This window comes from Lachnospira multipara ATCC 19207 (genome assembly GCF_000424105.1).
In the GTDB taxonomy this organism is placed as follows: Bacteria; Bacillota; Clostridia; order Lachnospirales; family Lachnospiraceae; genus Lachnospira; species Lachnospira multipara.
Genome location: NZ_AUJG01000013.1, coordinates 49867 through 65334, shown reverse-complemented (window position 1 = coordinate 65334; position 15468 = coordinate 49867). Strand labels below are relative to the sequence as shown.

Annotated in this window: 15 protein-coding genes; 3 read left to right on the top strand and 12 right to left on the bottom strand. The window is 34.5% G+C overall.

The window, feature by feature from the left end; genetic code table 11:
* Positions 1-262: 262 nt before the first annotated feature.
* Complete coding sequence (locus G600_RS0110020) at positions 263-1429, top strand: ribonuclease H-like domain-containing protein (protein WP_027431818.1); 1167 nt, start codon at positions 263-265, stop codon at positions 1427-1429.
* 51 nt (positions 1430-1480) lie between these two features.
* On the opposite strand, the gene G600_RS0110015 is transcribed toward G600_RS0110020, so the two are convergent.
* Positions 1481-2260 (bottom strand): CheR family methyltransferase, encoded by a 780-nt coding sequence (locus tag G600_RS0110015; protein WP_027431817.1) that lies wholly within the window; start codon positions 2258-2260, stop codon positions 1481-1483.
* A gap of 249 nt (positions 2261-2509) precedes the next feature.
* Here G600_RS0110015 and G600_RS0110010 point away from each other — a divergent pair, with 249 nt between their 5' ends.
* Positions 2510-3268: a YlmH/Sll1252 family protein gene (locus tag G600_RS0110010; protein ID WP_027431816.1), complete on the top strand. Its 759-nt coding sequence runs from the start codon at positions 2510-2512 to the stop codon at positions 3266-3268.
* A gap of 85 nt (positions 3269-3353) precedes the next feature.
* Here G600_RS0110010 and rpsA read toward each other — a convergent pair whose 3' ends face one another.
* From rpsA to G600_RS0109990, 4 genes are read right to left on the bottom strand one after another with little or no spacing between them, the layout of a single operon-like run.
* Complete coding sequence (rpsA, locus tag G600_RS0110005) at positions 3354-4436, bottom strand: 30S ribosomal protein S1 (RefSeq protein WP_027431815.1); 1083 nt, start codon at positions 4434-4436, stop codon at positions 3354-3356.
* Complete coding sequence (gene ispH / locus G600_RS0110000) at positions 4402-5265, bottom strand: 4-hydroxy-3-methylbut-2-enyl diphosphate reductase (RefSeq protein WP_027431814.1); 864 nt, start codon at positions 5263-5265, stop codon at positions 4402-4404. The genes rpsA and ispH overlap by 35 nt, the downstream gene beginning before the upstream one ends.
* A gap of 34 nt (positions 5266-5299) precedes the next feature.
* Entirely contained in the window at positions 5300-5971 is a 672-nt protein-coding gene (gene cmk / locus G600_RS0109995) for a (d)CMP kinase (RefSeq protein ID WP_027431813.1), read from the bottom strand.
* 20 nt (positions 5972-5991) lie between these two features.
* On the bottom strand, positions 5992-7269 hold the full coding sequence (locus G600_RS0109990; RefSeq protein WP_027431812.1) for a BaiN/RdsA family NAD(P)/FAD-dependent oxidoreductase: 1278 nt from the start codon (positions 7267-7269) through the stop codon (positions 5992-5994).
* Between the two features lie 216 nt (positions 7270-7485).
* On the opposite strand from G600_RS0109990, the gene G600_RS0109985 reads away from it, so the two are divergent.
* A complete protein-coding gene (locus tag G600_RS0109985) occupies positions 7486-8838 on the top strand; it encodes a sodium-dependent transporter (protein ID WP_027431811.1) in 1353 nt (450 codons plus the stop codon).
* 134 nt (positions 8839-8972) lie between these two features.
* Here the strand turns inward: G600_RS0109985 and G600_RS14405 are convergent, their stop codons facing one another.
* The 7 genes from G600_RS14405 to G600_RS0109950 all read right to left on the bottom strand — a co-directional run bounded on the left by G600_RS14405 (position 8973) and on the right by G600_RS0109950 (position 15314).
* Positions 8973-9410 (bottom strand): hypothetical protein, encoded by a 438-nt coding sequence (locus G600_RS14405; RefSeq protein WP_051195476.1) that lies wholly within the window; start codon positions 9408-9410, stop codon positions 8973-8975.
* A 96-nt stretch (positions 9411-9506) separates the two neighbouring features.
* A complete protein-coding gene (locus G600_RS0109975) occupies positions 9507-9773 on the bottom strand; it encodes a hypothetical protein (RefSeq protein ID WP_027431810.1) in 267 nt (88 codons plus the stop codon).
* Between the two features lie 189 nt (positions 9774-9962).
* Positions 9963-11396 (bottom strand): oxaloacetate decarboxylase subunit alpha, encoded by a 1434-nt coding sequence (locus G600_RS0109970; protein ID WP_027431809.1) that lies wholly within the window; start codon positions 11394-11396, stop codon positions 9963-9965.
* Between the two features lie 17 nt (positions 11397-11413).
* Entirely contained in the window at positions 11414-12565 is a 1152-nt protein-coding gene (locus G600_RS0109965) for a sodium ion-translocating decarboxylase subunit beta (RefSeq protein ID WP_027431808.1), read from the bottom strand.
* Between the two features lie 24 nt (positions 12566-12589).
* The gene (locus G600_RS0109960) at positions 12590-12955 is read right to left on the bottom strand and encodes a biotin/lipoyl-containing protein (protein WP_027431807.1); all 366 of its coding nucleotides are present in this window, start codon (positions 12953-12955) and stop codon (positions 12590-12592) included.
* Between the two features lie 52 nt (positions 12956-13007).
* Positions 13008-13847, bottom strand: coding sequence for an OadG family protein (locus tag G600_RS15180; protein ID WP_051195475.1), 840 nt, complete (start codon positions 13845-13847; stop codon positions 13008-13010).
* An 18-nt stretch (positions 13848-13865) separates the two neighbouring features.
* Complete coding sequence (locus G600_RS0109950; RefSeq protein ID WP_027431806.1) at positions 13866-15314, bottom strand: acyl-CoA carboxylase subunit beta; 1449 nt, start codon at positions 15312-15314, stop codon at positions 13866-13868.
* Positions 15315-15468: the final 154 nt, after the last annotated feature.

Sequence of the window (15468 nt, the reverse complement as noted above, 5' to 3'; positions counted from 1 at the left end):
TTATAAATCAAACAAAGTCCTTAAACGAAAAATAACTCACTAAAAGGCCTAAAAAATTAGAACTTTTGGTGAGTTAGATTTTGAGCACTTACCATTAAAGCTTAATGATAAATTTTAACTAAAATCTCTTTACTTGATTATTTTATATCATTAAGAAAAATAAATCTACTTTTTTTTGCATATATTTTCGTATATAATAGACAAAGAATGATATTTTCTTAACAGTGTTTTTTGTGAAATTTATATCAAGGGAGGCAACAAATTGTATACTGTAAACAAACAAATCGTTGATACAAATCTTTTAAAGAGTATAGATAATTTTTTAACAATATTTAATAAAAGTCGCACAAATACTGTGTTTTTCGATATAGAAACCACTGGTCTTTCCGCTAGAAATTCCATGATTTATCTCCTAGGTTACATCAAATTCAATGGTAAAAACTGGGAATTAAATCAGCTATTTTGTGAGAAGGCTGAGGATGAAATTGCCCTAATTTTAACCTTTAATAAGGTATTATCCGGGGTAAATGTACTAAATTTAGTACACTATAACGGGGACAGTTTTGACATTCCTTTCCTAAAAAAGAGGGCGAAATTTCACGAATTACCAATTGAGAAGGAATTCTTACAGGAAAACTCTTATGAATCTATGGATCTTTTTAAAATTATTAGAGCCTATAAAAATAAACTTCCCCTTGAAAGTCACAAGCAAAAAGACGTGGAAAAGTATCTAGGCTATGAAAGAAAGGACAAATTTAGCGGTAAGGAGCTTATTAAGCTCTTTAAGGACTTCATTGCCTTTAAAGAGGAAGAAAAAAGAGAGTTAATCCTTTTACACAATCACGATGATTTAATGGGCATGCTTCATATATTACCTACTACTGCCCTAAGCCAGCTTGAATTTATAGCTAACAATAAGGTCTATCTAGAGAATCTACTTAATAGCGAAATAAATAAAGAGGCTAAGTTAGACTTTCTTCTAGAGGAAAAGGACTTACAATCAGAAATTAATCTTTCTTTTAAGCTTCTCGCCCCACTAGCTAAGGATTTTAATTTTAACTCTGACTACTTTTCTTTAAATGTAACTAAGGAAAATGTATCTATAAAGATAAAAGTAATTAAGACGGAGTTGAAGCATTTTTATAAAAACTATAAAGACTACTTCTTTATACCAAATGAGAATAAGGCAATACATAAATCTGTGGCCAACTATATTGATAAAGAGTTTAGAATAAAAGCGACAAAGGAGAATTGTTATATCTGTCATACTTCAAGATTTATTCCGGTCTTTGAGGAATTTGAGGAGATAAACATTTTCAAAGAGAGTTTTGAAAAAAATGACCTTTTTATGGAATTAAAGGATATGGAGACAATAAAAAAAGCGGCATACCTAAGTGTATTAATTAAGTACGCCGCTAATTCATATTAGTTTAAGTGCTAGTTTTCCCTTTCCCAAAAGAAAAGTTTAAGGCTTTAGGTCTTAGACTTTTCTATAGAAGAAGAGCTCGTCAAAATCATAGCCTAATTCCTTATGATTTATGATCTGCTCAGTGTTTCCAACAAAGAGGCAGCCATCCTTTACAAGGGACCTGTTAAACTTTCTATAGATTTCATCCTTAGCCTCTTCTGTAAAGTAAATCATTACGTTTCTGCAAACGATTAAATGGCAATTTGAAGGATAACTATCCTTTAAAAGATTTGCCTTCTTAAAATCTACGCACTTCTTGATTTCATCTGAAATCTTAAAGTATCTATCACCCATCTTTTCAAAATACTTGTCCTTGTATTCCTTTGGAAGTCCTGATAGAGAATTTGCTCCATAAACGCCATCCTGGGCCTTTTCTAAGACCTGAGAATCAATGTCTGTGGCATAGATTTTAACCTTATTTATTGGCACAAGCTTTGCCATAACCATAGCTAAAGAATATGGCTCATCACCTGTAGAACAAGCTGCTGACCAGATCTTTAGATTCTGACCAAACTTGCTAATTAAATCTGGTAAAATCTGTGTTTCAAGCGTCCTCCATAAATTAGGATTTCTATAAAATTCCGACACATTAATAGTTAGATAGTTTACAAACTCATCTAACTTTTCCTTGTCTGTCTTTAGGGCTTTAGAATAAGTCTCATAATCCGGGAACTTATTACGGGAAATTAAAGTATCAATACGTCTCTTCATCTGCCTCTCTTTGTAGGCATTAAGATCAATTGAAGTTGTCTGGAATACAAACTTCTTGAAATCTTCGTAATCTTTAATCATGTTGCCTCTTTCCTGCGATTGGTCACGAACAATCACATATTGTATAAAAAGTTTATATAGATATTATAGCATGAATGGACTTTATAAACAAGAAATATAATAATTGCAATTTTTTATACAAATTGGTGGAGTTTGTATAATATCGACTATCCTCTCATATGTCGTCATTGATAGTTTTTATTTATAAAAATGTCATCATAGTATATAATTAGTTAAGACTAGGAACTTATTTAAACTTGAGGTATTTTTATGAATGAAGAAGAATTAATTAAAAGAAAAATTATAGATACAGCCAACCAGGCTTATAAAACTAATAGCTTTGCCTTCACTAATTTCCTTAGTCTTGCAGAGCTTAGCATTTATCATAGCCTATCAAAGGAGCTAAACTTTATAGAGTCAAAATGCTTTGGTGGTTATGAATCTAGTGAGCGAAATATAATTCGCTTTGGAAGTGAGGAAAACTTAGGCTATAGTCTAGATTTTCCAATAAAGCTAATAAAGATTTCACCCCTTACTCCAAAGTTTTCTGAAAAACTAAATCACAGGGACTATCTAGGAGCCCTTATGAATCTTGGAATTAAAAGGGAATTGCTAGGGGACATCGTTATAAAGGATTTAGATGCTTATCTATTTTGCCTAGATCATATAAGCGATTTTATTATCGATAATCTAGATAAGGTTAGACACACCAATGTTAAGCTTGAAATTATAGAGGATGCCAATTTAGAAGGAATAGAAAGTAAAAAGGAAGAGCTAGAACTTATTGCTGCCTCAGCCCGTCTAGATGCCGTCGTATCTTCCATTACAAAGCTTTCTAGAAGCAAGGTAAAGGATTTATTCCTTTCAAAGAAAATCTATGTAAATGGCCTTCTAAATGAAAATGTAAGCTATAAGCTAAAGGATAAAGACATCCTTGTAATTAGAGGCATAGGAAAGTTTAATTTCCTTGGGAACGGTAAAGAAACCAAAAGCGGCAGGGTTTATGTGCATTTAGAAAAATATATTTAAGAGCAAAAAATAACGCAGATTTTGAAATTAATCAAAATCTGCGTTTTATTATTAGATTGATATCAATTGCTATGCAATTGAAACATTATTCAGCATCAACTGTTTCTTCGTTGTTATCTTCTGATAATGCCTTAACTGAAAGAGAGATCTTCTTGTCAGCATCATTGAAATCTACAACCTTAGCTTCTACTTCCTGGCCAATTGATAATACATCTGATGGCTTGTTAACGTGTTCCTTAGAAATCTGTGAAACATGAAGAAGTGCATCAATACCGTCTTCTAACTGAATGAAAGCACCAAAGTCTGTCATTCTAGCTACCTTACCCTTTACAACGTTGCCGATAGCATACTTAACATCAGCGCCGTTCCATGGGTTAGCATCTGGATACTTAACAGAAAGAGCAATCTTCTCACCATTGATTTCCTTGATGAATGCCTTTACTGAATCTCCAACCTTATATAACTTCTTAGGATTCTCTGTTCTACCCCAAGACATTTCTGAAATATGAAGAAGACCATCAACACCACCTAAATCGATGAATGCACCGAAGTCTGTTACATTCTTAACTGTACCTTCGATTGTATCGCCTTCCTTAATCTTAGCAAGTAAAGCCTTTGAAGCTTCTGCCTTCTTAGCAAGGATAATCTGCTTAGCATCACCAATGATCTTACGATTCTTTGGATCATATTCTGTTACAACAAATGTAATTTCCTTACCGTTAAATACTGATAAATCCTTTACGAATGAATCAGATACAAGTGAAGCTGGAATAAATACTCTTGACTCTTCAACAATTACTTCTAAACCACCCTTAATTGACTTAGCTGTTCCTGTGATTTCTGTGTGATTGTTAAAGCTATCTTCTAATGTCTTATTGCCGTTATCAGCAACAAGCTTTCTATATGTAAGAAGGACCTGACCTTCTCCATCATTTGTCTTTAAAACCTTAACTGTTAAAGGATCGCCTACCTTAACTGCTTCTCTTAAATCCATACCAGGTGTTGATGTGTATTCATTACGTGTAATAATACCATCTGCCTTATAGCCGATGTTAAGAATGATCTGGTCTTCCTTAACGTCAATTACAGTACCTTCAACAACCTCTCCTGTATGAATTTCTTTCCATTCTGAATTATCTAACATCTCTGCAAAACTCTGTTCTGACATTAGTATAAACCTCCTCGATGATATTCTGTGGGGTCGAAGCCCCTGCTGTAATACCTATGTAGTCTGACGAACTAAGCTTACTAAGCTCAAGATCATTTATTGTTTGGATATAGAACGTATTTGGACATTCGTTCAAACAAATCTCATACAGTTTACGTGTATTGGAACTGCTGCTGTCTCCGATGACAATCATCGAATCTACTTGGCTAGCGATTTGTCTAGCCTCGGTCTGACGTTCCTCAGTAGCATTACAAATCGTATTACGAATAGAAATATTGTAACCTTTTTTACTTAAAATTTCAACTAATTCTTGAAATTTCTTATAATTAAAAGTCGTTTGTGATACTATAACTACATTTCTACTAGGGTCTAGCTTAATATTTTCAGCTTTTTCCTTAGTATCCACAATGAAAACCTCACCTGTTGCCCAGCCTTTAATGCCCTCAACTTCCGGGTGATTCTCATTACCAATAATAACTATTTGAGATCCCTTAGCGCTTTCTTCCTTTACAATTTTATGTATCTTTAAAACAAAAGGGCAAGTTGCATCTACAATTTCCGCTTTTGTTGCTCTAAGAGCGTCTTCAGTTTTCTTAGAAATACCATGAGATCTAGTAATAATAGTGGCTGTAGTTGGATTGATTATTTCACTAGCATCCTTAATTACCTTAACCCCATTTTTTTCTATATCTTCTACTACACAAGCATTATGTATAATTGGCCCATAGGTATAAACATTTTCCATGCCAAAACGATTATACACCATATCTACAGCTCTTTTAACCCCAAAACAAAAACCTGCTGATTTTGCCAATATAATTTTAGCCATAATTTATCCTTTCTTTAATCTAATCTGATTAAATTTATTTTTCTTTTCTTTGGTCAATTAAATTCTTAATATGAGCTACCACTTCTTCAATCGTCATATTAGAGCTATCTACTAAAACTGCATCCTCTGCCTGCTTTAGTGGAGAAATATCTCTGTGAGAATCCTGATAGTCTCTTTCTTCAATGTCCTTTTTTATAACCTCAAAGTTAGCATCCTCACCCTTTGCAATTAATTCATCATATCTTCTCTTAGCTCTTGCATCGCTTGTGGCAGTTAGGAATACCTTTAAAAATGCATCAGTTAATACTACGCTACCAATATCCCTGCCATCCATAATTACCGCATTCTTTCTTGCAAGCTCTCTTTGTAAGTCCACAAGCTTAGTTCTAACAGCACTGTACTTAGAAGTCTTTGAAGCCATCTTGCCTGTAGCCTCTTCTCTAAGTAAATGTGTCACATTAGTTCCATTTAAAATAACCTGCTGTACTCCGTCTTTGTACTCGATATCGATGTTTACATTTTCACAAGCCTTACTAACTGCTGCCTCATCATCAGGATCTACCTTATTCTCGTTAAAATAAATAGCCATAGCTCTATACATAGCGCCTGTATCCACGTAAATGTATGATAGCTCCTTTGCTAAAAGCTTTGCTATTGTACTTTTTCCTGCTCCTGCAGGTCCATCTATTGCTATTGAATTAGTCATATTATCTCCCTTTTACTTATTTATTGCTCTAACATATGTGAACCACAAGCATAGCCCATTGACCAAGCCATCTGTAAATTAAAACCACCTGTTAGGGCGTCTACATCCATAACCTCACCTACAAAATAAAGTCCTGAAACCTTCTTAGACTCTAGAGTCTTTGGATTGACCTCCTTACAATTAATACCCCCTTGAGTAATAATTGCCTCATTAAAGCCTCTAAGATTTGTTAGAGTTAAGTGGAAATTCTTTAAAACCTCAACAAGTCTTAGTCTTTCCTCTCTCTTTATCTCATTGACCTTCTTGTTTGGATCAATGCCTGTCATCTCAATGATTATAGGAATAATCTTCTTTGGAAGTAGCTTATCTAGTGAATTCTTAAAGGCCTTATTCTTTAAGTCGTCAAAATCCCTTAAGATTCTCTCATCTAGCTGCTCATTAGAAAGCGCAGGCTTTAAATCAATATAAAGGTCTAGATGCTTATCCTTTAAAATCTTAGCAATCTTACTACTTGCTGAAAGAATAATCGGACCACTTACACCAAAGTGAGTAAAAAGCATTTCTCCAAAGTCGGAATAAAGCTCTTTTTTACCGTCATATACGCTAGCTGTAACATTTTTTAAGCTAAGCCCCATTAATCTATTAATAAAGTCTTCCTTTACCTGAATAGGCACTAAGGCAGGATAAAGGTTAGTTACATCAATGCCAAACTCTCTTGCCCACTTATAGCCATCACCTGTAGAACCTGTCTGTGGATAGGAAATACCACCTGTGGCAACTACAATTCTGTCGGCATAAATAGTTTCTTCCTTGTCATTATTAATGTGCTTAAGCTTTACAGCTGAAACCTTACTATTAAAGTTTTCCTCTTTGTCTCCTAGTCCATTAGTTAATATTTCAAGGACTTGGCAATTTAACATAATCTTAACTGAAAGGTGCTTCAATTCATTTTCCAAAACCCTAATAACATCTGAAGAGTGGTCAGATTCTGGGAAAACTCTATTGCCTCTTTCCACCTTAATCTTTAGGCCAAGCTCATCTAAAAAGCCCATCATATCGTAATTAGAAAAGGCCGCAAGACTGCTATACATAAATTTCTCATTAGAAACTATAGCATTTCTTATATCGTCCTCATCCCCGGCATTAGTCACATTACATCTGCCCTTACCAGTAATAAAGACCTTCTTTCCTAATTTCTCATTCTTCTCGATTAAGGTTACATCTAATCCATATCTAGCGGCTGTAATGGCAGTCATCATACCTGCTGCCCCGCCACCAATTACTATTACATTACTCATATCAAAATTCCTTTTATTAAAGTTAATCAAGAATTCTAAATTATATCATGATTCTTACATCCTTTTCATTTTAAACTACAAACATGATTAAAACAATCCTTTACCAAAAGAAAAAATTGAACTCAATCTATTATGGAAATTAAATTAATTTCTGTTATAATATGGAGATATCGCGGTTTAAAGCGTTAAAGTAAAAAAGAATTCCGGGAGTATTTTATGGAGAGAGAAAATTTTGGTACACGTCTTGGCTTCATCTTAGTAAGTGCAGGATGTGCAATTGGCATTGGTAATGTCTGGAAATTCCCATACGTTGCTGGCCAAAACGGCGGAGGTATTTTTGTTTTATTTTACCTCTTATTTTTATTTATTATGGGTGCGCCTATATTATCTATGGAACTAGCTATGGGTCGAGCTAGTAGAAAAGGTGTTATTAAGGCTTACAAATCCCTAGAACCTAAGAAGTCAAAGTGGCATATTCATGGCTACATTTGCATGCTTGGCTGCTTACTTCTTATGATGTATTACACAACAGTATCAGGTTGGATGTTAAACTATGCCTTTAAATTTGCCACAGGTCAGTTTGCAAAGGTAACTAATGATGGTGTTGAAAATGTATTTAATACTATGCTAAATAGCCCAACACAGATGCTTACCTTCATGGGGATTTCAGTAATAGTTGGTATTATAGTTTGTAGCTTTGGTTTACAAAACGGTATTGAGAAGATCACTAAAGTAATGATGTTATGCCTTATCGGTCTTATTATCATTTTAGCAATTCATAGCTTAACATTAACTAACGCTAAGGAGGGCCTTAGTTTTTACCTTCTTCCTAATATTGAAAATGTAAAGACAGTGGGACTTGGAAAAGTGATTACTGCTGCCATGAATCAGAGCTTTTTCACCCTTTCAATAGGAGCTGCCTCAATGGAAATTTTTGGTAGCTATATGAGTAAAGATCATGGTCTTGCTGGTGAAGCCCTACGTATTAGTATCCTTGATACCTTTGTAGCCATTATGTCAGGTCTTATCATTTTCCCAGCATGCTTTTCATATAATGTTGAAACAACTGCAGGTCCATCCCTAATCTTTATTACTCTACCTAAGGTATTTATTAATATGCCTTATGGCAGAATTTGGGGAAGTTTATTCTTTATATTTATGACCTTTGCATCCCTTTCAACTGTAATTGCTGTTTTTGAAAATCTAATCGCCTCAGGCATGGAAAACCTTAATATTTCAAGAACTAAGTCCTCAGTAATTCATTTAATCATTTTACTAGTAACTTCAATTCCATGTGCCCTTTCCTTTAGCCTTTTAAAAAATGTATCGCTAATTAAAGGCATGGGAATCCTTGATAGTGAAGATTTCTTAGTAAGTAACCTTATTCTTCCAATAGGCGCCCTTATAATCCTAATCTTTTGTGTTACAAAATGGGGTTGGGGCTTTAATAACTACCTTGAAGAAGCCAATACAGGTAAGGGAATTAAAATTCCAAAATGGACAAAGTATTATTTTAGATTTGTACTACCAATACTAATTATTATAATTATTATTCAGGGCTTAGTATAAATCTTCGTTATAAAATATTACCTTTCAAGAAGGAAAACTAAAAGGAGCCTTAAAGGCTCCTTTAATTTTGTCAGTTTATTTAGTTTTATCAATAACGTCTGATTTAAAAGACTTTTTATCAATTACTAATCCATCTATTTATCAGACTTCATAAAGCGCATCTTACTTTCTCTTAGCTTCGCTCTATTAATAGACATCACTCTTATCTTCTTTTCTTCTTTATCCTTGTTCATACTGTTATTAATTTCATTAACAGTAGTCTTAATCTTATTATTACAATCCTCACAATATTTACCTGTAAAGATCATACTTCCACATCGCTCGCATCTAAGAACGATATCTGAATCCGGAGTAATTTCTAAGCGCTCTTCTCTAAGCCATTCCATTAACTGGTTATGGCTAACATCAAAAAGCTCTTTTAATTTCTTCTCTGTAGTTCCAGGATTATCCCATAAATAATCTTTTATCTGCCTTAGTAAATTCTCTTCATCTTCTCTACAATTAGGACACATATTATATTTATCAAAATAATCCTCAAACATACTATTACATTTACCACAAACCTTTATCATAATAAATTTCCTCAATAATACGTCTCAATCATCTATGTTTCCTAAGTAAATAATAGCATATATTCGTTCGCTAACCAATATAAACTGTTAGAATATTTAGAACTGTAAATACTTATTAAACTCTTCTAATGCAGACTTTAATTCATCTACATCCTTATCCTTATAATCAGATACATAGAAAAATTCTGTCCAGCTACCAACGTCAATCTTCCATTCGTTATCAAGCTGTCTAGCCTTCATGTGCATTGCATTAAATCTATGATTTTCCATATAATCTGACATATCTGAAATAGCATCATCTACATTGTTAACTTCGGAAATAAATACTCTCTTACCATTACCATTTGAAAATTCTACTCTCATTATATTCACCTTTTTTCTTAAATTTTTATATGTAAACGTTTTCACAACTTACATATTAGTTGATATAATACAGTAGCAATATATAAATTACAAGTGACTTTACAAAAAATTAACAAAAAGGACAAGAAATTTATTCTTGCCCTTTCCTTAAAACTACATATTTACTTACTCTAGCGTAATTCTATAAATTTACACTGGATATGCCTTATTCTCACTATCCACCTTCTTAGAATCCACTTTTGATTCCTGAGCTTCTCTATACTTAAAGAATTCAGTTGCTACCTGTGGGAAGAGGGCGTAACTTAATACATCTTCATCCTGTCTTGCATATTGCTTTACAATAGGGTCATTACGATACTTTTCAAGCTGTGGCTCAATTAAGTCTGCTGGTCTACAAGTAATTGGCTCCTTATCGCCAATAGCCTTCTTTTGAACCTCTTCATTAAATGGCTTAATTGTCTTACCAAATTCGCCTGCTAATACCTTCTTAGACTCTTTAGTAATCATCTTATATCTTTCACCCTGTAGGACGTTTAATACAGCCTGTGTACCTACAATCTGTGATGAAGGTGTAACAAGAGGTGGTTCACCATAATCCTTACGAACTCTTGGAATTTCCTCTAATACAGCCTGATACTTATCTTCTGCTCCAGCTTCCTTAAGCTGTGATACAAGATTAGATAACATACCACCAGGCACCTGATAAAGTAAAGTCTTAATATTAACACCTAATACCTTAGTGTTCATAAGACCAGACTTAAGAGCTTCTTCTCTCATTGGCTGGAAGTAAGCAGCGATTTCAGCAAGTAGCTTTTGATCAAGTCCTGTATCGTAAGGTGTTCCCTTAAAGGTTTCTACCATAACCTCAGTTGCTGGCTGGCTAGTACCCATTGAGAATGGTGACATAGCTGTATCAATAATATCAGCTCCAGCCTCAACTGACTTAAGATATGTCATTGAAGCTACACCTGAAGTATAATGAGTATGCATTTCAATAGGTAAATTTGAACCTGCCTTTAGAGCCTTAACAAGCTTTGTAGCCTCATAAGGAACAAGCAAGCCTGCCATATCCTTTATACAAATCGAATCTGCACCCATCTCTTCAATAGCCTTGGCAGTCTTTTCCCAATACTCTAGTGTATAAGCATCACCAAGGGTATATGAAAGAGCGATTTGAGCATGTGCCTTAGGATTTTCCTTCTTAACTAACTTAACTGCATTAACTGCTGTTTGTAAATTTCTTAAATCATTAAAGCAATCAAAAATTCTAATAATATCAATACCGTTAGCAATAGATTTTTGAACAAAATATTCAACTACATCATCGGCATAGTGATTATAACCTAAGATATTCTGTCCTCTAAAAAGCATCTGTAACTTAGTATTCTTAAAACCATCTCTTAGCTTTCTTAGTCTTTCCCATGGATCTTCCTTTAAGAAACGTAGTGATGCATCAAATGTAGCACCACCCCAGCATTCTACTGCATGGTATCCAACCTTATCCATTTTATCTATAATTGGTAGCATCTGCTCTGTTGTCATTCTTGTTGCAATAAGTGACTGATGAGCATCTCTTAGGACTGTCTCTGTAATCTTAAGAGGCTTTTTAATTTCTTCTGCCATTTTTTATCCCTCCAATTTTAATATATGCCAAACATTGCCATAAAAGTTCCTGCTGCAACTGCTGTACCTATAACACCTGCTACATTAGGTCCCATAGCATGCATAAGTAAGAAGTTACTTGGATCTGCTTTAGCACCTTCTTTTTGTGATACTCTAGCTGCCATTGGAACTGCTGATACACCAGCTGAACCAATAAGTGGATTAACCTTGCCATGAGTAAAGAAGCACATTAACTTACCAAATAATACACCTGCTGCCGTACCAAACATAAAGGCAATAAGGCCAAGACCAACGATCTTTAAAGTATCCCAGTTAAGGAAGGCCTCTGCACTAGTTGTAGCACCAACTGATGTACCAAGAATAATTACAACAATATACATTAAAGCATTAGATGCTGTTTCAGATAATTGCTTAACAACACCTGATTCTCTAAATAAATTACCTAGCATTAACATACCAACAAGTGGTGCTGTTGTAGGTAAAATCATTACAACTACGATAGTTACAATAATTGGGAATAGAATCTTTTCAAGCTTAGATACAGGACGAAGCTGTTCCATCTTAATAGCTCTTTCCTTCTTAGTTGTAAGTAATTTCATAATTGGTGGCTGAATAATTGGTACAAGTGACATATATGAGTATGCTGCAACTGCAATTGGTCCCATATATTTTGTCTGTCCTAATTTACCAGCAAGGAAAATTGATGTAGGACCATCTGCACCACCAATAATAGAAATTGCTGCTGCGGCCTTATCTGGGAATCCCATAAATATAGCCATTATGTAAGCTGCAAAAATACCAAACTGGGCTGCAGCTCCAAGTAAGAAGCTCTTAGGATTAGCAATCAAAGGACCGAAATCTGTCATAGCACCAACTCCAAGGAAAATTAAAGAAGGTAAGATGCTCCATTCATCTAACAAATAAAAGTAATGTAATAAACCGCCTACGCCATTACTTGAATCCTCTATAGCAAGCATAATATCTGGATAGAGATTTACAAGTAACATACCAAAGGAAATTGGTACAAGTAGGAGAGGTTCATATTCTTTCTTTATAGCTAAATACATAAAAAACAACGCAACCAAAACCATTATGTAATTGCCCCATGTAAGTCCAAAGAAGGCTGTCTGGTGTACGAGGTTTCCTAGTGTGCTTATAATATAACTCATTGAAATCCCTCCAAGAAACTATTCTTAATTTAAAGAAGCTAATAACTGACCTGATTCAACTGACTCAGATGCAGCTACATTAACTGATGCAACTACGCCATCCTGTGGTGCCTGAATCTCATTCTCCATCTTCATAGCTTCAAGTACCATAAGTACATCACCCTTCTTTACTGAATCTCCAGCCTTAACATTGATTTTTAAAATCTTACCAGGCATTGGCGCAGTAATCTTAATAGTACCTGCTGCCCCTGTACTAGCTGGCTTAGCCACTGCCTTTGGAGCTGTTGCCTTAGTTGTACTAACCTGACTAGCTGTGCTTACTCCTGCACCATTTTCTTCTACACTAACCTCATAAACATTACCATTAACTGTAATTGTATAATTCTTCATTAATCTAATCCTCCATATCTAGATTATTATTTTTTTAAAATGTATCGCTATATTATCTTACTCGTCTAATAGAACGAACTACTAAGCCGTTTGAACTAGCCTCGCCCTCATAGGCAGCTATAGCTGCTGAAATAACTGCCACAAGCTCATAATCATCAACTAAGTTTTCTTCTGCTTCGGTATTAGTTACATTTTCATCTAAAGCCTTATTAGTTTCAGGAGCGACTTCTTTATTAGTCTTTCTATTCTGGAACTTATTAACGTACTTAAAGAGTGAAATGATAAAGGAAATAAATATTAATACAACAAATACTGTTCCCATACCGATTAAAGTATTCATTCCTGCCTTAGCCAACTTTTGAGCTGTAGTATATGTAGGATTAATAGCTGCACCTGAAACGTAGTAGTTTTCATCGATTGTAAACTCAAATACAACCTTGTCATTCTTCTCGTAAGCAGCCTCTACACTAATAACACATAAATCTCCAGTTTCTTTACTTACCTCAATATCAATAGAAGCTAAGTCTATAGACTTTAAAGCACCTAACTCATCTCTTGTAGCATTCCAGCTATTATAGAGCTGAATTGTGGCATCATTAAAACCATAGTAGTTAATTATATATCTTGTCTCTGTCTTGTCATAAAGTGTAATGTTATTATTAGCATCTTCAACTAAATCACTAGCACTTGTCTTATCTAGATACTCAAGGAAATCAACGACCCAAAGCTTAATAGAATTCTCGTAAGTATCAACAAATTGTTGCTTAGATTCTTGCTTTACATCAGTTGTATCTATTGTCTCATTACTATTAAAAGAACAAGCAGTTAAAGAGATACTAAAAAGCAACATACAAATTGATGATAGAACTCTTTTTAAATGTTTCTTATTCATAAAAGATTCTCCATTCTTTTAAATTGTGCCATGTTTTTTATCAGCTCTTAATTCTTGCTTTCCATAAAGCATTTCAATAGCTGCACATAAATATTGTCTTGTATATTCTGGAGCAATAATTGTATCTACATAGCCTCTCTTTGCAGCTGCAAGTACTGAATTGTTTGTCTCTTCAAATTCAGATACCTTATCTGCGATTTCCTTATTAGGATCTTCTGCCTTAGAAATTTCATCTGAGTAAATAATCTTTACTGCCTGATTTGAATCCATAGTACCTACTAAAACGCCTTCGTAAGCATATACAAAGTCAGCGCCAAGAGCCTTTGAATTCATAGCAATATAAGCACTACCATAAGAATCACCAACCACTAAGTTAACCTTTGGTACATCTGCATTGGCAAATTCATAAGTAAGTCTAGCAACAGCTGCTGCCATCTCCTTTTCTGCCTCAAGACTTGCATCAAAGCCAGAAACATTAGTTAAAGTTACAATTGGAATTTCAAGGGCATTACAAAACTTAACAAAATCTGCTGCCTTCTTAGTACCATTAACTGTAAGGGCCTTGTTAAACTTAGCTGTCTCTTTTCCATTTTCATCATATATAGAAAGTCTGTTAGCAACAGCACCTACCGTTACCCCATCAAGTCTAATAAAACCTGTAAACATCTCTGGTGCGTGGCACTTCTTTACTTCAATTAGGAAATTGTCATCTGAACTCTCAGCCAAAACTAGGGCTGGATCATTGACATTAGATAGAGCTGATGGACAAGTTCTATTTAAGTTATCGTTAGAAGAAATATCCACTAACTGTCCCTCTTCGTAATTAGCAGGTAAAATTGAAATTAAATCTCTAATTCCATTGGCAATCTCTTCTTCATTGCCAACAAAATCTACAACTCCTGCCTCAGCCTGGAACTTAGCAGATGCACTGTCTAACTTCTCTTCGTAGTTGCCTGCTATAACGTTAGGGCTATTAACAAATAACTTTCCGCCATCCTCTAGCATAAATGTGAAATCTGAAAGCTTAGCAAGAATTGCTAAACCGCCGCCGCAATTACCATATACGGCTGTAATCTGTGGAATAATACCTGAGCACTCGCTCATCTTAGTATAAATTCTACCAAGACTATAAAGAGCATCCTGTGCCTCCTGTAATCTAATTCCTGCACAATCAAGTAATCCAATAACTGGAGCACCTGTCTTTAATGCTAAATTCATAAGATTGACAATCTTTCTTGCATGCATTTCCCCGACAGTACCATTAAGTACTGATGCATCCTGGCTGTAAATGTAAACCGGATTGCCATTAATTGCTCCATAACCTGTGATAACACCGTCTGATGGAGCTTTCTTTTCCTGAATGTTAAAATCTGTAGATCTAGCAGTAACCAAACCACCAATTTCAACAAAGCTACTATCATCAAGAATTGATTGAATTCTTGATAATGCATTTGTAGTATTGCTCATTTTTCTAGCCTCCTCCAAATAATATGTTTAGTAAATGTATTACATAACTAAAATATATTTTATAATAAACTTGACCTAAAAACAAGACTTTTTGCACAAAGAAAAGCTAGATAAAATCTTAATTTTCATAAGATTTCACCTAGCCTTTGTTTTG